This is a genomic window from Thiothrix unzii, from assembly GCF_017901175.1.
Lineage (GTDB): Bacteria > Pseudomonadota > Gammaproteobacteria > Thiotrichales > Thiotrichaceae > Thiothrix > Thiothrix unzii.
The window spans coordinates 243,179-262,496 of record NZ_CP072793.1 but is presented as its reverse complement, the minus strand read 5'-3'; the positions used below and the strand labels follow the sequence as shown (position 1 = coordinate 262,496).

The window sequence follows — 19,318 nt, the reverse complement described above, 5'->3', positions numbered from 1 at the left end:
TAATGAGGAAGCTTTATGAAACTTGTCGCAGCCGTTTACACACTGGCTTCTGTCGCAGTATTAACCTTAATGGTCATGCGCCCCCCTGTTCAAATCAGCAATACAGCGACCACCACCACAGCGGCAACCGCCCCTGCAACCGTCACTAATCAAACGGTTAGTGCACCCGCAGTACCCGCGACACCCGTGGCAACTCCGGCAACCGATAGCGCAGTACCGGCAACACCGCCTGCAACATCCAATAAACCCGCACCTGATGCTAAAGCCGTGCCCGACTATGCGCGTGAACAACGCCTTGCCAGCGAAATCAGTGACGCGATTATGGATGGTGAAGTGGTTAGCCTGAACGATGGCACACAAAATTTCATGGGAATTCTCACTGCGGCTGAACAACCGCGCGGCGCGGTCATTATCTTGCACGGGCGCGGCTATCACCCGGACTGGGAAGATGTTGCACACCCATTGCGCACCGGTTTAGCCGCCAAAGGCTGGACAACACTATCGTTGCAAATGCCCGTTTTGGAAAAAGAAGCCAAGTACTACGATTACGTGCCCTTGTTTGCCAACGCCGATAAGCGGATTGATGCAGGTATCGCCTTCCTCAAGCAAAAGGGAATTGCACCCGTGGTACTCGTCGCCCACAGTTGTGGTGCGCACATGGCAATGAACTGGATTAACACCAGAGGCGATGGTGACATCGCGGCTTATGTGGGGTTAGGCATGGGAGCAACGGACTTCGAGCAAGACATGGTGCAAGCCTTTCCACTCGACAAAATGAAAGTGCCGGTACTGGACGTATACGGCGAAAAAGAGTACCCGCAAGTCATCAGCCTTGCAGCAGAACGTCAAACACTCATGCAGAAAGCAGGCAACAGCAATTCCAAACAAATGGTACTACCAGAAGCTGATCACTACTTCAAAGACAAAGGCGAAGAGCTAAACGCTGTCGTCGCCAACTGGCTGAACAGCTTACCGCTGTAACACTCTATTCTGCACACACAAAAAAGGCCGCAATTAACGGCCTTTTTTCATCAGGACATTGCAGGTCTGCAAGCACCCGGAATGCGACCGAAACCAACGATACGTTGACCCCAATAGCCTTCCAACTTCTCGGTAGTAATTGCCTTACCGGTACGTGGGGCATGTACAAACTTATTGTCACCCAGATAGATACCCACATGACCTACTTTGCGACCACGGGTATTGAAAAATACTAAATCGCCTTTGGTAGCACTTGCACGCGGAACCTTAACTGCGGCATCGTACTGAGCGGCTGCTGTGCGTGGCAAAGAAACGCCAGCACCTTGACCAAAAGCAAACTGCGTTAAGCCACTGCAATCGAAACCTGTTTGTGGTGATTCACCACCGAAACGGTACATCTTGCCTTGCTGCTTTTGCGCATTCCAAACCACTCGATCTACCAAAGTAACATTGTTACTCTCTAGTACGGGAGCTTTGGAAAAACTTGCCTTCGCATTTCTAGCATGTGCCAATTGGACAACATACTTTCCACTATTTTGCGCCTGAGCCGTCTTGGTGTTCTCGGAAGAACAACCCGCCAAAGTGACAACAGCCAAACCGCAAGCAAACCAAACTAATGGCTTCACACTAACACTACTCATTATATATATCCGACCTTTCTAGGGTACAAACCTTAGCGAAGTCCATTTCAGGAACGATTACGTCTTCCCGACGTAGGGTTAACCATAGCAAACAATTAGAAACGAATACAATCTATTTGGACATATTTCATTATCTGTTTATATTAAATCTTTCAATTGTTTTAAATGAGCAACGGCGTATCTAAAAAGCCACTTTAATTAAAAAGTGTTGTGAAATAGCAACAATCTTATTATAAAAGCAGCATATTCTAATAATCTAATATGCTGCTTAGGTGCTGGGTAGAAAGTTACAAACTACCGGTGTTACGCCCGTAATAAATTTCTTTCATTTCCTTGCGTAACTGGGCTTCGATTTGTTTTAGGTCTTTTTCAAAATAATCATTTTTACCCAGACCAAACAAATAGTTATCAAGGTCAAAGTCCTTCAACATCATCTTAGTGTGGAAGATGTTTTCCTGATAAACGTTAACGTCCATCATGGAGTAATTACGCTTGGTTTCCGGTGACAGGAAGTTTTGGATAGAGTTGATTTTATGGTCAATGAAGTGCTTCTTACCCTTCACATCACGGGTAAAGCCACGCACCCGGTAGTCCATAATGACAATATCGGACTCCAAACTATGTATTAAATAATTCAATGCTTTCAGCGGTGAGATGCGCCCACACGTCGAAACATCAATATCTGCACGGAAGGTACTGATGCCATTGTCGGGATGACTTTCCGGGTAGGTATGCACCGTTAAGTGGCTTTTATCCAGATGTGCCACCACATCTTCGGGGTAAGGCCCCGGACGTGCGGACGTGGATGTGGAGATTTTTTCTTCTGAAAGCACTGGCTCTTCAGATACCAAAATCGTCACGCTCGCGCCTTGGGGGTCATAATCCTGACGTGCCACATTCAAAATGTTCGCACCGATAATGTCCGCCACGTTGGTGAGGATGTTCGTTAAACGGTCAGCATTGTATTCTTCGTCAATGTACGCGAGGTATTCTTCACGGTGAGCCGGACTCCTTGCGTAGCAGATGTCGTAAATATTAAAGCTTAGGGTTTTAGTCAGGTTATTAAACCCGTGCAGGCGAATCTGCTTTTGATGACGCTCAACCAATTCTGCTCATCCTCTTTCAGGCGTGACATAAAAAAACAGCCAGTTGACCACCAACCAGCTTGGGTGTGAACTATGCAAAACTATGCCCCCCGGTGCAAGTGAAATTCGTATGTCACGGTGCTTCGATGAGTTCAAAGTCGTGAGTCACTTCCGCCATTTGCGCCAACATAATGGATGCAGAGCAGTATTTCTCAGCAGAAAGCTTAATCGCACGTTCCACTTTTTCCGCCGACACACTACGCCCTGTAACCACGAAGTGCAGGTGAATGCGGGTAAACACCTTGGGTTCTTTGTCAGCACGCGCGGCTTCAATTTGCACTTCGCAATCAATAATCTGTTGCTTGGATTTTTGCAAAATTAATACCACGTCAAACGAAGCACACCCGCCCAACCCCAGCAGCAACATTTCCATCGGGCGCACCCCAAGGTTGCGTCCACCCGACTCTGGCGGGCCATCCATCACAATCGAATGACCGCTGCCGGATTCGCCGACAAAACTCATATTGTCCAACCATTTCACTCTTGCTTTCACCAGCGATTCCTCATTTGATCAGTTAGTCAATGCTTGATTTTACTCTCGATACGCACAGAACAAGCATGTTAAACTTGCCCACAAATTAATACAGGAGAATATCATGTTTGGAGAATCACACAGCCTTGCCGTCGAGTTCCCAGAATACAAAGACCAGATTCATCATTTAAAAATGGAAGATCGGCACTTCGCTCGTCTGTTTGATGAATACCACGAAGTAGATGCACAATTACACCGCATCGAACAGTCGATTGAAGTACATGCCGACGATTTTGTCGAAACCCTTAAATTGCAACGCCTGCACCTTAAGGATGAGCTTTACGGAATACTCCAGCAAGCCGCGTAGTCAGCGTCAACCTGCCGCCAGCCTGCGCTCAATCGCATCAAACAGCAGGCTGGCAATGTTGGCAGAATAAATCTTATCCAATTCACGGATGCACGTCGGGCTAGTCACATTTATTTCGGTGACATAATCACCAATCACATCCAACCCCACAAAAGTTAACCCCATCGCCCGCAACGTCGGGGCAATTGCCGCGCAAATTTCAAACTCACGTGCCGTTAAATCCACACCCACACCCGTACCACCAGCAGCCAAATTCGCCCTGCCCTCACCTTCTGCCGGAATCCGCGCCAAAGCATGAGGAAACGGTTCGCCATCAATCAACAAAATGCGCTTATCACCTTGTTTATATTCTGGTAAAAAGCGTTGCGCCATGACTGTGCGTATACCGTGAGCCGTAATGGTTTCCAAAATCACATTACGGTTCGGATCATCGTGACGCACCTGAAAAATCATCGAACCACCCATACCATCCAGCGGCTTTACCACAATATGCTGCTGTTCTTGTAAAAAGTCGCGAATCAAACCCATGTCACGGGTAACGCGCGTCGGCGGGCAATAGTGCGGAAACCAAGTCGCAAATAATTTTTCATTGGCAGAACGAATACTTTCCGGCTTATTGAGCACCAAGGTTCCGCGCTGCTGCGCCAGCTCCAGCAAATAAGTGCTGTAAATGTATTCCATGTCAAAGGGCGGATCTTTACGCATCAATACCACGGGTAACTCATGCAAAGGTCGCACCACCGCTTCACCAAATGCAAACCAATTCGCCGGATCGTCCGTCACCGTCACAGGATTCATGCGTGCGAAAACCACACCATCATCCACCCACAAATCGCCTTGCAGGATGTGAAACAAACGGCAGCCGCGCCGCTGCGCTTCGAGCATCATCGCGAAGGTACTGTCTTTTTTAATATTGATGCTGCTGATCGGATCCATGACAAAACCGATAGCGTAAGCCTGTGCTGTAGTCATAGCGGGACACCCTGATAACGGGAAAGAGAAAACAGCAGGTGTTTAAAACTCTGCTTTAATATCACGTGCTAACAATTCCTGAACCGCTAAGCGCGGCGGCAATTGCTCGTAAAGAATGCGGTAAACCTGTTCACAAATAGGCATTTCAACCCCAGCAGAAGCGGCAAGTTTACCAATTGCCAAGGCGGATTTTGCCCCTTCAACCGCCTGCCCAATCTCAGCAATGGCAGCATCACGGTCTTTACCCTGCCCTAAAGCCAAACCTAAGCGACGATTACGTGACTGATTATCGGTGCAGGTCAACACCAAATCGCCCATACCTGCCAAACCCATCAAAGTTTCTGGCTGTGCACCCAACTTACTGCCCAAGCGCATCATTTCTGCCAAACCGCGCGTAATTAACGCCACTCGCGCATTCGCCCCGAAACCTAAGCCGTCGGAAATACCCGCTGCAATCGCTAACACGTTTTTAACCGCGCCACCCAGCTCCACCCCAATTACGTCATTACTTAAGTAAACCCGGTAATTGTTGGCCTGAAACGCCGTTGCAATCGCTTGTGCCAACGCGGGTGTACTCGCCGCCACCGTCATTGCAGTAGGCAAACCGCTAGCGACTTCCGCCGCAAACGTCGGCCCGGAAACCACACCATACATCGCGCATTGCGGTAAGGTTTCCTGCAAGACTTCATGCAGCAACTTACCGGTATTCAACTCCAGACCTTTAGTTGCCCAACACACCGCGTCCTTGGCTTGCAGCAACGGCGCAAGTTGTTGCAACAACGCACGAAAACCGTGGCTAGGCACAACCAATAAATGGTGGTCAGCAAATGCCGCTAACTCCGCCAAATCCGCCGAACATTGCAAGCTTTCAGGAAAGGCAATACCGGGCAAATAATGCGCATTACAGCGTTCGCGCTGCAAGGTTGCCACGTGTGCCGGGTTAAAATCCCACAGTAATACATTCAGCCCATTACGCGCTAATTGCAATGCCAGCGCAGTTCCCCATGAACCCGCACCGTAAACCGCAATGGACTGAATCGGTGCTGCCATTACTCAGCCGCACCTTGTTCTTTAGCCTGCTCTTCCTGCAAGCGACGCGCGTACAACGCATCAAAGTTAATCGGTGACAAATGCAATTCCGGGAAGCTACCTTTGGACACCAGACTCGCAATCACTTCACGTGCATACGGGAACAAAATGTTCGGGCAATATGCCGCCAATAAATGATTGATTTGCTCTTGTGCGTAACCTGTGATGAAAAATACCCCGGCCTGGGTCACTTCCACCAAAAACGCGGTTTTATCAGAACTTTTCACCGTGATCGTAATCGCCAATTCCACTTCGTAATTATCGCTGGACAGCGGATTAACGTGGGTATTGAGGTCTAAATTGGTGTCAGGATTCCACTCTTGCGTGAACATCCCCGGAGAATTAGGTGCTTCAAAGGAAACATCCTTGACGTAGATACGCTGGATGATGAATTGCTGTTCTTGTTGTTCTGTGCTCATATTTATTCCCCTTGGGATGGTGTTTGATTAAAAAGCAAGGTATCCAGTTTACCGGCACGGTCGAGTGCAGCCATGTCGTCATAGCCCCCTACATGCACCTCACCGATAAAGATTTGCGGAACCGTGTCACGCCCACTCACGGTTTCCATTTCCTGCCACAAAGCAGCATCGTGACCAACGTTAATTTCTGAGTAAGTCACACCTTTGCGGCTCAACAACGCCCGCGCCCTCATGCAATAAGGGCAAAAGCGGGTGGTGTATAGGGTAATGACTGCCTGATTCATCGTTGGCTGATAGGCAAATTAGCAGACTCCCAAGCGACGATGCCACCGGCTAAATTGCTGACATCTTGGAATCCGGCTTTGCTGATAACACTGCACGCATGAGCGGAGCGGCTACCACTGCGGCAATAGACTAAAACAGGTTTGGCTTTGAATGACTCCAGCTCCACGAGGCGCGTTTTTAGTTGAGCCAAAGGAATGTGACGTGCTCCTTTGATTTTACCATTGCGCACTTCACTGTCTTCACGCACATCCAGCACTAAGGAACCTTCTTGGTTCATTACCTGTACGGCTTGTGCAGCTCCTACTTGCTTGTATTTACGGGTAAGGCGACTGAACTCTGTCCAGAGGATCAGACCCACGATAGCAACCAAACCCATCATAAGCATGGGATGGCTGCGGGCAAAAACGAGATACTCTTCCACACTGAGCCCTTTAGCTAAAAACAGTGGCTAAAGATATACACACCGAAGAATGACGTAAACCCCTCTACCACCTTTTTATGCATTAAACCGCACGCTCAATGCGGTGCAGTACAAAAAACTTCCTGCATCATGCTGATCAGACGCAAAGTACGGTAATCGCCCACACGGTAGTACACGCGATTCGCGTCTTTACGTGAAGCCAAAATGCCCTTGTCGCGCAAGATTGCCAAATGCTGTGAAATATTGCTTTGTGATGTACCAACATTATCCACAATGTCTTGCACACTCACTTCCTTATCACCCAACACGCACAATATCTTCAAACGCAAGGGATGCGAAATTGCTTTTAAGGAACGGGAAGCACGGTCAATATCCTCTTCCTTGACCAACATATCCTCAATTGTAAAATCGCAGTTGCTGCCAAGTGCCATAATTCCCATTTTTCCTCACTCAGAATTTTGATATTCCTAAAGATGATCCTTGATATATCAGGATCATTACCAGCATATTAGTATAAACAAATACAATAATATACTTTGCCTTGCTCACTGTCACCCCCATCAGGGATATTGTGAGCGGCTTTCGTTATATCTGTGCGTAAGCTCGTCATCCAAAGCAACATTTTCTGAACCAATACAATACAATCATTGTCTTGTGATAGACTCCACCACGTATAACTACTCGGAATTCCGATTAACGGATGAAACTTTATTCTTTTTTAGCACTGCTACTGTTACTCGCTGCGGGACTGGCGAATGCCGCCGACCCTAAACGCCAACAACAGGTACAGCAGGAAATCCAACAACTCGCCAGCAGCCTAAATGCCGCTCAAAACACCTCGGATGCATTGCAGGATGAAGTCACGCGCACCGAAAAAAAGCTAGACGAGGTATCCCAGCGGCTGTATCAAACTGAAAAGAAAATCGAAGACACCCAGTTACGTCTACAAGCCACCAACGACAAAAAGCTCAAGCAGGAAACGGAGTTAAACACGCAACGAGCAGGGCTTGCGCAACAACTTCAGGCACTGTATTCGGCGGGTGAAGAATCGCACTTACGCTTGCTGCTACGTCAGGATGACCCGTCCGACATTAGCCGCACCATGCGTTACTTTGAGTACATGAATAAAAGCCGGGTCAAACGCATCCAGTCTATTCAAAAAGCCTTAGCGGAACTGCAAACGCTACGCACAGCTATCGACAAAGACCGTCAGTATTTGCAAAACCTTGAGCAAACCCAAGAACGCGACAAAGCCGAACTCACCCAAACACTGACCGAGCGCACCAATAACCTGAAAAAAATGAATAGTGACGCACGCTCCAAACAAAAACGCCTTGAAAAATTGCGTGCTGAAGATGCCAGCCTCGCTGAAATTATTGACCGTCTTTCCAATGCGGAAAAAAAGCCTGCCGAATCCGCGCCTAAAACTGAGAAAGAAACTGCCAAAGCTGACGAGAAAAAGCCCAGCCCAACAGCCACACCGATTAAAACCCGCTTCACTCCTGATAAAGCATTTTCCAGCCTCAAAGGTGCGCTGTCTTGGCCTATCGCGGGTAAAATTATTCACCCTTACGATTCCGCCAAAAACGAAAAACAACGCTGGCGCGGTGTAGTCATTGCCGCTCCCGGTGGTACGAAGGTCAAAGCGGTGGCGCGTGGCAGGGTATTATTTTCAGGCTGGATGAACACCTACGGACACATGATCATTATTGAACATGACAGTAACTACATCAGTTTGTACGGTTATAACCGCGCGGTGTACAAAAAAGAAGGTGCTATCGTCAACGCCAATGAAACCATTGCAGCGGTTGGCGCATCCGGCGGACAAAGCCGTGACGGGCTTTACTTTGAAATTCGTCAAGGCAAAACACCGCAAAACCCCGCACGCTGGTGCCGCTAAACACTCAGACTTGACCACCTGAACCTTTTTTACAACAACGCAAGTGCATTTTCACGACAGAATGGTACACTTGCGCCGATACGCTGGCGTAAACCGCGACAAAAACAAATCTGTCTACACGGACGCAGGCAGCCCAAAATACCGGAGAAAAACACTTATGCATACACGCTACCGCATTCTGGCTGGCACGATTGCTGGCATCTTAATTGGTGCAACAACCAGCATTAGCCTGAATGTTTTTGCTTTCAAACAAACGGTTCAGGCTGCTCCGCCGTTGGATGAACTTCAGCAATTTTCTGAAGTCTATTCGCGCATCAAAGACAGCTACGTTGAAGAAGTAAAAGACAAAGACTTGATGACCAATGCCATCCGGGGCATGTTAAGTGGTCTTGATCCGCACTCCTCATATCTGGATGCGGAAGAGTTCAAAGAGTTACAGGTCGGCACTAGTGGCGAATTCGGTGGCTTGGGTATTGAAGTCGGCATGGAAGACGGCTTTGTCAAAGTCATTTCCCCAATTGATGACACCCCGGCGCAAAAAGCAGGGTTGCAATCCGGTGACTTGATTATTCGCTTGGATGACACACCGGTTAAAGGTATGACCCTCAACGATGCGGTCAAATTAATGCGCGGTAAACCCGACACCAGCATCAATTTAATGGTCGTGCGTGAAGGCAAAGACAAGCCCTTTAAAGTCACCCTGAAACGCGCGATTATCCAAGTTAAAAGTGTGAAAAGCCGCTTACTGGAAGCAGGCTATGGCTATGTGCGCATCACCAGTTTCCAAGCAAAAACCACCGAAGCCCTACTCGAGGCTCTAGATGGCCTGAAAAAGGAAAACAAGGGCAACTTACGCGGTATTGTGTTGGATTTGCGTAACAATCCCGGTGGCGTGCTGAATGCAGCGGTAGGTGTTTCTGATGCGTTCTTAGAAACAGGCAAAATCGTTTATACGGAAGGCCGTGTCGAGGATGCAAAAATGGAATACACCGCCAACAAGGGCGATTCCATCACTGGCGCACCGATTGTGGTATTGGTCAATCAAGGCTCAGCATCCGCATCGGAAATCGTTGCAGGAGCGTTACAAGATCACAAACGCGCATTGATCGTGGGGCAAAAAACTTTCGGCAAAGGCTCGGTACAAACCGTCTTACCTTTGGATGAAAAAACCGCTGTTAAATTAACTACAGCACGTTACTTCACTCCGGCGGGACGTTCCATTCAAGCAGCAGGCATTGTTCCTGATATTGAGCTGAAGCCTTTAAAAGTTAAGGAAAATCAAGACACTGAAGACGGTGCATTTGACCCGCTGTCCGAAGCTGATTTGAGCAAACACTTGTCTAATCCAACCCAAGCGGATGATGCTGCAAAACCGGAAAAAGCAGAAACACCTGCTGAAGACAGCGCGAAACCAGAAGCTCCTTCCGATAAAGATGCCGTGACTGACGACAAGCCAGCAGCAGACAAAGCAAAACCCGCCGATGCGGATAAAGCCAAAAAAGGTTTGGCTGAAGAGGATTATCAATTGTTTGAAGCCTTGAATATCCTCAAAGGCATGGATTTGGTGCAAAGCCGCCTCCAAGCCACACCTGAACCCAAAAGTGCAGATGGCAAAACTTTGTAATGCCGGATGAGTTAACGCACTTTAATGCCCAAGGGCAAGCGCATATGGTGGATGTTGGCGATAAAGCATCCACCAAGCGCGTGGCGATTGCCTGCGGCAGTATCCGTATGCAAGCCACTACCTTGGAAAAAATTCTGCAAGGCAATCACAAAAAGGGCGACGTACTTGGCATCGCCCGTATTGCCGGAATTATGGCCTCCAAACGAACCGCTGATCTCATTCCGTTATGCCACCCCTTGGCTCTCACTCATGTTGACGTGGCATTAACCCCGCAAACTGACCCGCCCAGTATTGATTGCACTGTTACCGCCGAAACCCACGGGCAAACCGGGGTGGAAATGGAAGCACTCACCGCCGTACAAATCACCTTATTGACCATATACGATATGTGTAAAGCGGTGGATAAAGGCATGATCATGGAAAATATTCACCTGCTGCACAAATCAGGTGGTAAATCCGGCAATTGGTCTTCGATCAAATAGAAATAAAACCGAGGGAATGCCCTCGGAAAATCGCCTAGTATTTGCACATTTCTTATGCTAAGGTCACATTCAGTTAGTATTCACAACCACCTTTTGAAAACAACAACCAAGCGTAAGGAGGGAAGATATGCAGGCGCATTATTCCCGTATGATTACTGCTGCGGGGCTAGCTTTTGTGCTGATGGCTACCAGCAGTATATGCAACGTTGCTCACGCTAATCTCACCAGTAAAGTGCGGTTAGTGGCAACGTTAAACGGTCAACCGGCATTGCAAGAAGCCAACTGGACAATTTTTAGTGTTAATGACCGGCAACATCCCGCTGCCGTACTTCCCCGACATACTGGCACGGTACTACTATCCCCCGGCTTTTACCGCGCCACCATCAGTTTGGATAATAAAACCAAACAGACCGATTTCCATGTGGAAACGGATGCGGATAACGTTATCCGCGTGGCAATGGACTAGCACACAGCCGCTGGTGCAGCAAACAAAAGAAAGGCCACGCTAAGTGGCCTCTCCTTCAATTCATTACGCTTTATTTATCAGGCTTTCGCCGGAGTAAAGTGCTGTAATGGTTCAATATCAATCGCATCACCCAACTGCTCTTTAGCGTACTGAATCGCAAACTTACGTTCACGGAAGAAACGCTCTTCGCCAATGTGCTGCGCCAAACCAGAACGCTGGAATGCTTGATACACACGCAGTTTTACCCGCGCAATGTAGAACTCAATGCCTGCAAATTTCAAACGATCGGCAAGCTTTTCAAGCATTTCCTCGCCGGTCGAATCAATCTGGTCAATGGATTCCATATCCAGCACCAAGGCTTTCAGGTTAGGTTTTTGCGCTACATTGTTGAGTAATTTACCTTCCAAATAACCGGTATTGGCAAAATACAAATCCCCGTCAAAGCGGTAAACAGCAATGCTATCGCTGGTTTTTAAGCCATGTGCTTGCGCATCACGCATCGAACCGTCTTCGTGACGTGCCACTTCCACCAGGTTAGGACTCATGGTGCGATACAAGAACAAGCCCAATGACAACACCACACCCAACAGAATACCTTTATCCAAGTGCGGCGCGAAGGCCAATGTTGCAAAGAACGTGACTACCGCCACCACACCATCGTGCGGTTCGACTTTCCAAGCGTGCTTAATCGGTGCGATCTTAACCAAGTTAACCACTGCCATAATAATAACCGCTGCCAACGTTGCTTGTGGCAGGTGATACAGTAATGGCGTTAAGAACAACAAGGTCAATGCCACCAGCAAACCCGTCACCACGGAAGAGAAGCCTGTGACAGCACCCGCCGCAAAGTTAACCGCTGAACGCGAGAAGGAACCGGATACCGCGTACCCGCCAAACACCCCGGAGGTAATGTTTGATAGACCTTGCCCAACCAATTCCTGATTAGCTGATAAACGTTGGCGCGTCTGAGAAGCCATCGCCTTGGCAATGGAAATCGCCTCCACGAAACCAATCAAACCAATAACCACCGCTGTCGTTGCCAGTGACATGAAGGTTTTAACATCCATTTCAATGAACGGTAACGAGAATGTCGGCAAACCTTCAGGGATCGTACCAATGACGCTACCACCCATGCCTTTGTAATCAACCGCCCACGACAACACCGTGGTCAACACCACCGTAATTAATACCCCCGGCAACCGTGGTGCGTACTTTTTCAATACCATCAGGGTCGTTAAGGCAAATGCACCAATCACAAACGTTGTCACTTTGGTATCAGGCAAAGCTGCAATCGTTGCCCACCAGAACTCATAAGAATGATCAAACTGATCCGCCTTAATATTCAGTCCAAAGATTTTTGGCACTTGCGAGGTGGCAATAATCAACGCCCCAGCATTGGTGAAACCCACCACCACCGGATGCGATAAAAAGTCGACCAAGATACCCAAACGCAATAAGCCCAATGACAACTGGAATATCCCGATCATCAACGCTAACAACGCGGAATACACCACGATGGCTTCAATCGGCAAACCCTGCAAAGCGAACGGCTGCATGGCTGCTGCCGACATTAACGACACTACCGCTACCGGCCCCGTACCCAATTGGCGCGAAGAACCGAAAATCGCCGCCACCATGACCGGCAAAAAGGAAGCATATAAGCCGATATACGCAGGCAAGCCCGCCAATTGTGCGTAAGCCATTGACTGAGGGATCAAAACCAGAGCCACGGTCAAACCCGCCATCGCATCTGCTTTTAATACCTCAGGATTTTTCAGCTCACCCAACCAACTCCTGTAAGGCGTGAAACGCTCTTTCCAGTCACCTAACAGTGACACAAACCAATTACCCATTACGGTGTTTACCTCCGACCGTAGATTGAAAACGCATAACCCTAAACAGACACCAGCGGAACGAGCCGCTGGTTTATTAGAATATAAGATTGTACTGAAATAATACCCTCACGGATATACAAGGGATTCAATGCTTACGCGCCCCCATCATAGGGTTTTTCAATACTACTCAACCGTTACCGACTTCGCTAAATTGCGCGGCTTATCCACATCCGTACCTTTTTGGACTGCGACATGGTAAGACAGCAGTTGCAACGGCAGGGTGTAAACAATCGGAGCCAGTAACTCCGGGACATGCGGCATTTCCAATACGTGCAAATTATCCGCCTCCTGAATGTGTGCCTCACGATCTGCAAACACGTACAACACACCGCCGCGCGAACGCACTTCTTCCAAGTTGGATTTTAACTTCTCCAGCAAGGCAGTGTTGGGTGCTACCGTGACAATCGGCATCTCACTATCGACTAACGCCAACGGGCCATGCTTGAGTTCACCTGCGGGGTAAGCTTCGGCGTGAATGTAGGAAATTTCCTTGAGTTTGAGCGCACCTTCCATCGCAATCGGGTACAACTCACCGCGCCCTAAAAATAGCGCGTGGTGTTTCTCAATAAAATGCTCAGCAAGCTTTTCAATCGTGGCATTCAAATCCAAAGCTTGCTCAATTAAAGCAGGCAATTTACGCAAATCATCCACGATCTTAGCGATCTTGCCCGCATCCGCACCTTTGGCTTGCATCAGCAATACCATCAGCAACTGCAAAGCAACCAGTTGCGTGGTAAAGGCTTTAGTGGAAGCCACCCCGATTTCCGGCCCGGCAACCGTCATCAAGGCTAAATCCGATTCGCGGATCAACGAGCTTTCCGCCACATTACAAATGGTCAAGGTGGCTAAACTGCCATGATTTTCTTTGATTTTTTCGAGTGCAGCCAAGGTATCGGCGGTTTCACCCGATTGAGAAATCGTCACAAACAACAGATTTTTGCGCGGTGGCTGGCGACGGTAACGGTATTCACTGGCGACTTCCACTTGGCACGGAATATCGGTATTGGCTTCAATCCAGTAACGCCCCACTAAGCCCGCGTGATAACTGGTTCCGCAAGCAATAATTTGCACTTCGTCAACTTGCGCCAAACGTTCCAGCGCGTCGCTCACCCCGTGCAAACACGGCAACACGTGATCCGCAGCCAAACGCCCTTCCAAAGTAGCGGCAACGGATTGCGGCTGCTCAAAGATTTCCTTGAGCATGAAATGGCGGTATTCACCCAAATCCGCCGCAAACGAACACGCACTGGATTGCTTGACCGGACGCTCAACTTTCGCACCCGTCACATCGTAAATATCGACTTTGTGGCGGGTAATACGTGCCACATCACCGTTTTCCAAATAAATGAAACGGCTAGTCACCGGCAACATTGCCTGAATATCTGAGCCAATAAAATTCTCACCGATACCCAAACCAATCACCAGCGGGCTGCCTTGCCGCGCCACAATCAAGGTGTCCGGCTCATTCGGGGAAATCACTGCCAGCGCGTAAGCACCCTGCAATTCACACCGCGCCGCCAACACGCAATCCAGCAGGCTCAAACCCTGACGGCGGAATACTTCCACCAAATGCGCCACCACTTCGGTGTCGGTGTCAGAGGTAAAAGTAAACCCGGTATCTTGCAAGCGTTTACGCAAATCCGCGTGATTTTCAATAATACCGTTATGCACCAAACCAACCCATTCACCGCTGAAATGCGGGTGCGCATTGCGTTCAGCAGGTACACCGTGCGTTGCCCAACGGGTATGCGCAATGCCTAAATGCCCGTCAATCGGTTCAACACCTAACTGCGCCATCAACGCTGCGACTTTTCCCAGCGCGCGGCTACGTACCAAATCACCCTGCCCACGCACCACGGCAACACCAGCGGAATCGTAACCCCGGTATTCCAAACGACGTAAACCTTCCAATAAAATCTCGACCACCGGACGTTGCGCTACCGCGCCGACAATACCGCACATTATTTTTTCTCCTTAACCGGACGCTGCCAGCCTTTCATGGTCATTTGTTTCGCACGCGACAGGGTTAATTCATCAGCCGGTGCATCTTTAGTAATGGTTGAACCCGCGCCAATCGTCGCCCCTTGTGCAATCGTGACCGGAGCCACCAACTGGGTACACGACCCCACAAAAACGTTATCACCGATGACTGTTTTGTGCTTATTCGCGCCATCGTAATTACAGGTAATGGTTCCCGCACCAATATTGACCGATTCGCCCATTTCGGTATCACCAATGTAACTGAGGTGATTAACCTTGCTGCCTTTGCCAATACGAGCTTTTTTGGTTTCCACGAAATTGCCGATTTTGGCTTTTTCTGCCAGCACCGTGCCGGGGCGCAAACGGGCAAACGGGCCAATATCGCAGTGTGATGCAATCACTGCTGACTCAATCACCGAATACGCTTTAATGTGCGTATTGTCGCCAATCTCAGCATCCTGAATCACGCAACCGGCTTCAATCACCACGTTATTACCGATAGTGACCTTACCGATTAACACCACATTGATGTCTAAAAACACATCCTGCCCGGTTTCAACCGTACCACGAATATCCAGCCGCGCCGGGTCAGCCACGGTTGCACCCGCTAACATCAACTTTTCCACCTGACGCTGCTGACAAGCGCGTTCCAGCCGTGCTAACTGCACCCGGTTATTCGCACCTTCCACTTCCACCGGATCGGTGCAACACACGGTATTAATGCTGCCGCCTTCCGCCACAGCCAAGCCCACGCAATCGGTGAGGTAATATTCACCTTGAGCATTTTGCGGACTCAGTTGCTGTAACCAACGCTTCAAATCCGCGCCGCGTGCTGCGATAAAACCGGTATTCACTTCGGTAATTTGCCGCTGGGTGTCGTTGGCATCTTTCTCTTCCACAATCGCCTGCACCTGCCCTTGCGCATTACGCACAATCCGCCCGTAACCGGTAGGATTTGTCAGCGTCGTAGTCAAAATGCACAAAGCGGAATCTTGCAAACCTTGCGCCAGACTTTGCAGTGTTACCGAGCGAATCAACGGCACATCACCGTAAGCAATCAACACAATATCGTCCGCATCCACCAAATGAATGGCTTGTGCCACTGCGTGACCCGTGCCTTTTTGTACCGATTGCAACGCCCAGTTGAGGTTTTCACCGCTAATGCGTTCGCGCACTAATTCGCCGCCGTGCCCGTAAACAATCGCCATGTGGCACGCTACTTGACGGTTTTGCAAAGCTGCACAGGCATCTACCACGTGTTGCAACATCGGTTTGCCTGCAATCGGGTGCAACACCTTGGGTAGAGCCGAACGCATCCGGGTTCCTTGACCCGCCGCGAGGATAATAGGAAAGATATTCATAACGATGAGTTACCTAAAGCAAATAAAGGTGAGTTTACAGCGCGTCAATAGCAATCGCGTCAAAATCCACGACCCACGGATGCACCAACCCTTCAACAGATTGATTTTCACGCACCAAACAACAGGTTTTCAGCCCTGCTTGTTGTGCTGCGTCTAATTCTTCGCGGATGTCTGATAAAAATAAAATCGTTGATGCAGGCACGCCAATCGCCTCCACAATACGCTGATACGCCGCCGCATCGCGCTTGTGACCGATTTGGGTATCGAAATAGCCGCTAAACAACGGGGTTAAATCGCCCGCATCGGAATAACCAAACAGCAATTTTTGCGCATACACCGAACCCGACGAATACACATACAACGCCAAACCGCGCTGATGCCAAGCTTGCAACTGACGCGCCGCATCGGCGTAGACGTGCCCGGTGAAGTCGCCTTGACGATAGCCTGCTTCCCACAACAAACCTTGCAACGCTTTTAACGGCGTAACTTTTTTATCTTCCGCAATCCACTGGCGCAATTGTGCAATCGCCTGCGCCAGCGACAACACCGCATTGCCGGTTTCCAGACGCACATCATCAATTAATTTAGCCACTACCGGGTCTTGGCGATGTGCCACCACAAAGTCGTGCATTTGCTGATCCGCATACGGAAACAACACGTCTTTCACGAAGGACAAACTCGTGGTTGTCCCCTCAATATCGGTCAAAATAACTTGGATGCTCATCAGTTTTCCAAACGCGGAAACTGCGCCGCAATGTCACTGCCGGTAAAATTTGCCACCCAACCTTCGGGGTTAGTGAATAAACGAATCGCCTTGAAACGCGGATTCGCCCCCATATCAAACCAATGGGTAGCACCCGCCGGAACGCTGATCAAATCACCCTTTTCGCACAATACGGTGTACACCTTGTCGCCTAAATGCAGGTAAAACAAGCCCTGCCCGTCCACAAAAAAGCGCACTTCGTATTCCGAATGCGTATGTTCGTTGAGGAATTTCTGACGCAACATCGCTTTATCGGGGTGATCAGGGGTTAAACTAATCACATCCACGCTTTGAAAACCGTTTTCAGCCATCAAACGCTCAATATCGGTGCGATAAGCTGCAATCACATCCGCTTGGGTTGCATCATCTGCCAACGCAACACTCGCTTGCCAACGTTCAAAACGCACCCCTTGCTCTGCCAATAACGCACTAATGGTGGCGTAATCGGTATGGGTTTGCTCCACTTGCGGGCTATTATCCGCGTAAATGTTCAATTCACTCATGGCTCACCTATCCAGCAACAATTGCCGATAAACACATTCAAACAAAAATTCTAACGCTTCGACATGCCGCAAAGTATCCGCAACACTCGCGCCCCAGGTATACATCCCGTGTCCGCGAATCAAATACCCCACGGTTGCCGGATGCGCGTCTAAATATTGCCCCACTTCCACCGCCAAAGCGGCAATATCTTGGCTATTCGCAAACACCGGAATCACCACCTGCCCTTCGTGCGTCGTTATACCGGGGAAGGCTTTTTGCAATTCATACCCTTGCAATGTCACCGCATCCAAACGCATTGACAACACCGTGGCATTCACCGAATGCGTATGCAACACACAACCCATCGCCGGATCACGCTGATACATAATGGTGTGCAAACCCGTTTCCGCAGAAGGCCGTTTACCAGCATCCAACGAAATACCATTCAAATCCGCCCGTAAAAAGCCGCTGTCATCCAAACGCCCTTTATGCTGCCCGGAACTGGTAATCAGGATTTCATCCGACCCTAGACGTGCCGAAAAGTTGCTACTGGTGGCGGGAACCCAACCTCTGGCATGGAAAAACTGCCCAGCGGCAATCAGCTCACTGCGCAAATGTGGCAAGGTTTCAGACATAACATGACTCATAGCGACAAAGCATAGCATTTTCGCAAGATTCCGCCTGCTTGTCAGACGATTTGCGTTATTTCAAAAAAATCTTCAAAAAATCCTTTACATTAGAATATGCTAATATTATGATGCATTCACATTGAAACACGAACACAACTTCCCGCTAGGAGATACATTATGAAGATTCAAACTATCGCTTTTGCAGCTTTAATCGCTTTCGCTTCTGCTGCTTCTGCTGAATTCACACCTGAAAACGGTCAAGCATCTGGTCAAGGCAACAACCAAGGTGCTGTAACTACACAAGGTGCAGGCAACGGTTACGGCACTGGCAACGGCGATGTAAACGGTTACACCAACAACAAAGGCACTGCTGACGGCGAAGTTGAATTCAGCATCAACTTCAAAGGTAAAGGCAAATCAGACATGGCTTCTGACATGGCTGCTAACGGTAAAGGCAACGGCGACTGGTACGGTGCTGGCAACGGCTACGGCTACGGCAATGGCGACAACAACGTTTCTGCTAACGCACAGTCTTCACAAGACGGTACTGGTTTCGTTATGCCAGCAGTACAAGCTCCTACTGCTCCAGTAGCTGCTGCACCTGCGGCGACTCCAGCAGCACCTGCTGTTGCTGCTCCAGCAACACCTGCTGCACAGTAAGACATAGTTAACGTTTCAGGTTAGCGGTTAACCACAACCTGAAACGCTTAAACATAAGTCCCTAGCAAGGGGGCATCTTTCGGGATGTCCCCTTGCTTTTTTGTGCGCACGTAATTATGCAGCCAAAGTGTGGGGATGCGTATTGAATCTATGGGCTTTTCTTTAGAAATCAAAGACTTGGAGCGGGTGATGGGAATCGAACCCACGTATGCAGCTTGGGAAGCTGCCGTTCTACCATTGAACTACACCCGCGCTATGGGATACCGTAGCAGGGACGTAATTG

Annotated in this window: 22 protein-coding genes and 1 tRNA gene; 7 read left to right on the top strand and 16 right to left on the bottom strand. The window is 49.1% G+C overall.

Going from position 1 to position 19,318, the window contains the following annotated elements; all coding sequences use genetic code 11:
- The first annotated feature begins 15 nt into the window (after nucleotides 1-15).
- Entirely contained in the window at nucleotides 16-981 is a 966-nt protein-coding gene (locus J9260_RS01560) for a DUF3530 family protein (protein ID WP_210219313.1), read from the top strand.
- A gap of 50 nt (nucleotides 982-1,031) precedes the next feature.
- Here J9260_RS01560 and J9260_RS01555 read toward each other — a convergent pair whose 3' ends face one another.
- The 3 genes from J9260_RS01555 to J9260_RS01545 form a co-directional block, all read right to left on the bottom strand.
- Nucleotides 1,032-1,622 carry a C40 family peptidase gene (locus tag J9260_RS01555; protein WP_210219312.1) on the bottom strand — a complete coding sequence of 197 codons (591 nt, stop codon included), beginning with the start codon at nucleotides 1,620-1,622 and terminating at the stop codon, nucleotides 1,032-1,034.
- A 287-nt stretch (nucleotides 1,623-1,909) separates the two neighbouring features.
- Complete coding sequence (speD, locus tag J9260_RS01550) at nucleotides 1,910-2,728, bottom strand: adenosylmethionine decarboxylase (protein ID WP_210219311.1); 819 nt, start codon at nucleotides 2,726-2,728, stop codon at nucleotides 1,910-1,912.
- A gap of 112 nt (nucleotides 2,729-2,840) precedes the next feature.
- Nucleotides 2,841-3,260 carry an OsmC family protein gene (locus J9260_RS01545; protein ID WP_210219310.1) on the bottom strand — a complete coding sequence of 140 codons (420 nt, stop codon included), beginning with the start codon at nucleotides 3,258-3,260 and terminating at the stop codon, nucleotides 2,841-2,843.
- Nucleotides 3,261-3,363: 103 nt separating this feature from the next.
- Between J9260_RS01545 and J9260_RS01540 the strand changes: the two genes are divergently transcribed.
- Nucleotides 3,364-3,606, top strand: a complete 243-nt coding sequence (locus J9260_RS01540; RefSeq protein ID WP_210219309.1) for an HP1242/YdcH family protein — start codon at nucleotides 3,364-3,366, stop codon at nucleotides 3,604-3,606.
- A gap of 6 nt (nucleotides 3,607-3,612) precedes the next feature.
- On the opposite strand, the gene gshB is transcribed toward J9260_RS01540, so the two are convergent.
- From gshB to J9260_RS01510, 6 genes are all read right to left on the bottom strand, one after another.
- On the bottom strand, nucleotides 3,613-4,578 hold the full coding sequence (gene gshB, locus J9260_RS01535) for a glutathione synthase (protein ID WP_210219308.1): 966 nt from the start codon (nucleotides 4,576-4,578) through the stop codon (nucleotides 3,613-3,615).
- Nucleotides 4,579-4,620: 42 nt separating this feature from the next.
- Nucleotides 4,621-5,628: an NAD(P)H-dependent glycerol-3-phosphate dehydrogenase gene (locus tag J9260_RS01530; RefSeq protein ID WP_210219307.1), complete on the bottom strand. Its 1,008-nt coding sequence runs from the start codon at nucleotides 5,626-5,628 to the stop codon at nucleotides 4,621-4,623.
- Nucleotides 5,628-6,086, bottom strand: coding sequence for a protein-export chaperone SecB (secB, locus tag J9260_RS01525; RefSeq protein WP_210219306.1), 459 nt, complete (start codon nucleotides 6,084-6,086; stop codon nucleotides 5,628-5,630). The genes J9260_RS01530 and secB overlap by 1 nt, the downstream gene beginning before the upstream one ends.
- Before the next feature lie 2 nt (nucleotides 6,087-6,088).
- Nucleotides 6,089-6,370: a glutaredoxin 3 gene (gene grxC / locus J9260_RS01520; protein ID WP_210219305.1), complete on the bottom strand. Its 282-nt coding sequence runs from the start codon at nucleotides 6,368-6,370 to the stop codon at nucleotides 6,089-6,091.
- Nucleotides 6,367-6,756, bottom strand: coding sequence for a rhodanese-like domain-containing protein (locus tag J9260_RS01515; protein ID WP_246499574.1), 390 nt, complete (start codon nucleotides 6,754-6,756; stop codon nucleotides 6,367-6,369). Before J9260_RS01515 ends, grxC begins: the two co-directional genes overlap by 4 nt.
- A gap of 131 nt (nucleotides 6,757-6,887) precedes the next feature.
- A complete protein-coding gene (locus J9260_RS01510) occupies nucleotides 6,888-7,223 on the bottom strand; it encodes an ArsR/SmtB family transcription factor (protein WP_407058192.1) in 336 nt (111 codons plus the stop codon).
- Between the two features lie 269 nt (nucleotides 7,224-7,492).
- Here J9260_RS01510 and J9260_RS01505 point away from each other — a divergent pair, with 269 nt between their 5' ends.
- From J9260_RS01505 to J9260_RS01490, 4 genes are all read left to right on the top strand, one after another.
- Nucleotides 7,493-8,692, top strand: a complete 1,200-nt coding sequence (locus J9260_RS01505) for a murein hydrolase activator EnvC family protein (protein WP_210219302.1) — start codon at nucleotides 7,493-7,495, stop codon at nucleotides 8,690-8,692.
- Nucleotides 8,693-8,849: 157 nt separating this feature from the next.
- A complete protein-coding gene (locus J9260_RS01500) occupies nucleotides 8,850-10,316 on the top strand; it encodes a S41 family peptidase (protein WP_210219301.1) in 1,467 nt (488 codons plus the stop codon).
- A complete protein-coding gene (gene moaC, locus J9260_RS01495; RefSeq protein WP_210219300.1) occupies nucleotides 10,316-10,798 on the top strand; it encodes a cyclic pyranopterin monophosphate synthase MoaC in 483 nt (160 codons plus the stop codon). The genes J9260_RS01500 and moaC overlap by 1 nt, the downstream gene beginning before the upstream one ends.
- Nucleotides 10,799-10,925: 127 nt before the next feature.
- Nucleotides 10,926-11,264 (top strand): hypothetical protein, encoded by a 339-nt coding sequence (locus J9260_RS01490; protein WP_210219299.1) that lies wholly within the window; start codon nucleotides 10,926-10,928, stop codon nucleotides 11,262-11,264.
- 77 nt (nucleotides 11,265-11,341) lie between these two features.
- On the opposite strand, the gene J9260_RS01485 is transcribed toward J9260_RS01490, so the two are convergent.
- The 6 genes from J9260_RS01485 to J9260_RS01460 all read right to left on the bottom strand — a co-directional run bounded on the left by J9260_RS01485 (nucleotide 11,342) and on the right by J9260_RS01460 (nucleotide 18,381).
- A complete protein-coding gene (locus J9260_RS01485) occupies nucleotides 11,342-13,117 on the bottom strand; it encodes a SulP family inorganic anion transporter (protein WP_210219298.1) in 1,776 nt (591 codons plus the stop codon).
- A 165-nt stretch (nucleotides 13,118-13,282) separates the two neighbouring features.
- Nucleotides 13,283-15,121 (bottom strand): glutamine--fructose-6-phosphate transaminase (isomerizing), encoded by a 1,839-nt coding sequence (gene glmS / locus J9260_RS01480; RefSeq protein ID WP_210219297.1) that lies wholly within the window; start codon nucleotides 15,119-15,121, stop codon nucleotides 13,283-13,285.
- The gene (gene glmU / locus J9260_RS01475; protein ID WP_210219296.1) at nucleotides 15,121-16,500 is read right to left on the bottom strand and encodes a bifunctional UDP-N-acetylglucosamine diphosphorylase/glucosamine-1-phosphate N-acetyltransferase GlmU; all 1,380 of its coding nucleotides are present in this window, start codon (nucleotides 16,498-16,500) and stop codon (nucleotides 15,121-15,123) included. Before glmU ends, glmS begins: the two co-directional genes overlap by 1 nt.
- A gap of 34 nt (nucleotides 16,501-16,534) precedes the next feature.
- A complete protein-coding gene (gene mtnC, locus J9260_RS01470) occupies nucleotides 16,535-17,224 on the bottom strand; it encodes an acireductone synthase (RefSeq protein WP_210219295.1) in 690 nt (229 codons plus the stop codon).
- Nucleotides 17,224-17,766: a 1,2-dihydroxy-3-keto-5-methylthiopentene dioxygenase gene (locus J9260_RS01465; protein WP_210219294.1), complete on the bottom strand. Its 543-nt coding sequence runs from the start codon at nucleotides 17,764-17,766 to the stop codon at nucleotides 17,224-17,226. Before J9260_RS01465 ends, mtnC begins: the two co-directional genes overlap by 1 nt.
- 3 nt (nucleotides 17,767-17,769) lie before the next feature.
- Nucleotides 17,770-18,381 (bottom strand): methylthioribulose 1-phosphate dehydratase, encoded by a 612-nt coding sequence (locus tag J9260_RS01460; protein ID WP_210219293.1) that lies wholly within the window; start codon nucleotides 18,379-18,381, stop codon nucleotides 17,770-17,772.
- Between the two features lie 171 nt (nucleotides 18,382-18,552).
- Here J9260_RS01460 and J9260_RS01455 point away from each other — a divergent pair, with 171 nt between their 5' ends.
- A complete protein-coding gene (locus tag J9260_RS01455) occupies nucleotides 18,553-19,035 on the top strand; it encodes a hypothetical protein (protein WP_210219292.1) in 483 nt (160 codons plus the stop codon).
- A gap of 178 nt (nucleotides 19,036-19,213) precedes the next feature.
- Here J9260_RS01455 and J9260_RS01450 read toward each other — a convergent pair.
- A tRNA-Gly gene (locus tag J9260_RS01450) sits at nucleotides 19,214-19,287 on the bottom strand.
- Nucleotides 19,288-19,318: the final 31 nt, after the last annotated feature.

Excerpts from the sequence above, each read along its gene's own strand:
- J9260_RS01505 (WP_210219302.1), top strand. The coding sequence starts at position 7,493 with ATGAAACTTTATTCTTTTTTAGCACTGCTACTGTTACTCGCTGCGGGA.
- J9260_RS01500 (WP_210219301.1), top strand. The coding sequence starts at position 8,850 with ATGCATACACGCTACCGCATTCTGGCTGGCACGATTGCTGGCATCTTA.
- J9260_RS01465 (WP_210219294.1), bottom strand. The coding sequence starts at position 17,766 with ATGAGTGAATTGAACATTTACGCGGATAATAGCCCGCAAGTGGAGCAA.
- J9260_RS01515 (WP_246499574.1), bottom strand. The coding sequence starts at position 6,756 with ATGCTTATGATGGGTTTGGTTGCTATCGTGGGTCTGATCCTCTGGACA.
- glmU (WP_210219296.1), bottom strand. The coding sequence starts at position 16,500 with ATGAATATCTTTCCTATTATCCTCGCGGCGGGTCAAGGAACCCGGATG.
- J9260_RS01455 (WP_210219292.1), top strand. The coding sequence starts at position 18,553 with ATGAAGATTCAAACTATCGCTTTTGCAGCTTTAATCGCTTTCGCTTCT.
- secB (WP_210219306.1), bottom strand. The coding sequence starts at position 6,086 with ATGAGCACAGAACAACAAGAACAGCAATTCATCATCCAGCGTATCTAC.
- J9260_RS01460 (WP_210219293.1), bottom strand. The coding sequence starts at position 18,381 with ATGTCTGAAACCTTGCCACATTTGCGCAGTGAGCTGATTGCCGCTGGG.
- J9260_RS01510 (WP_407058192.1), bottom strand. The coding sequence starts at position 7,223 with ATGGCACTTGGCAGCAACTGCGATTTTACAATTGAGGATATGTTGGTC.
- J9260_RS01560 (WP_210219313.1), top strand. The coding sequence starts at position 16 with ATGAAACTTGTCGCAGCCGTTTACACACTGGCTTCTGTCGCAGTATTA.
- J9260_RS01530 (WP_210219307.1), bottom strand. The coding sequence starts at position 5,628 with ATGGCAGCACCGATTCAGTCCATTGCGGTTTACGGTGCGGGTTCATGG.
- J9260_RS01540 (WP_210219309.1), top strand. The coding sequence starts at position 3,364 with ATGTTTGGAGAATCACACAGCCTTGCCGTCGAGTTCCCAGAATACAAA.
- moaC (WP_210219300.1), top strand. The coding sequence starts at position 10,316 with ATGCCGGATGAGTTAACGCACTTTAATGCCCAAGGGCAAGCGCATATG.
- J9260_RS01485 (WP_210219298.1), bottom strand. The coding sequence starts at position 13,117 with ATGGGTAATTGGTTTGTGTCACTGTTAGGTGACTGGAAAGAGCGTTTC.
- grxC (WP_210219305.1), bottom strand. The coding sequence starts at position 6,370 with ATGAATCAGGCAGTCATTACCCTATACACCACCCGCTTTTGCCCTTAT.
- gshB (WP_210219308.1), bottom strand. The coding sequence starts at position 4,578 with ATGACTACAGCACAGGCTTACGCTATCGGTTTTGTCATGGATCCGATC.
- mtnC (WP_210219295.1), bottom strand. The coding sequence starts at position 17,224 with ATGAGCATCCAAGTTATTTTGACCGATATTGAGGGGACAACCACGAGT.
- J9260_RS01490 (WP_210219299.1), top strand. The coding sequence starts at position 10,926 with ATGCAGGCGCATTATTCCCGTATGATTACTGCTGCGGGGCTAGCTTTT.
- J9260_RS01555 (WP_210219312.1), bottom strand. The coding sequence starts at position 1,622 with ATGAGTAGTGTTAGTGTGAAGCCATTAGTTTGGTTTGCTTGCGGTTTG.
- glmS (WP_210219297.1), bottom strand. The coding sequence starts at position 15,121 with ATGTGCGGTATTGTCGGCGCGGTAGCGCAACGTCCGGTGGTCGAGATT.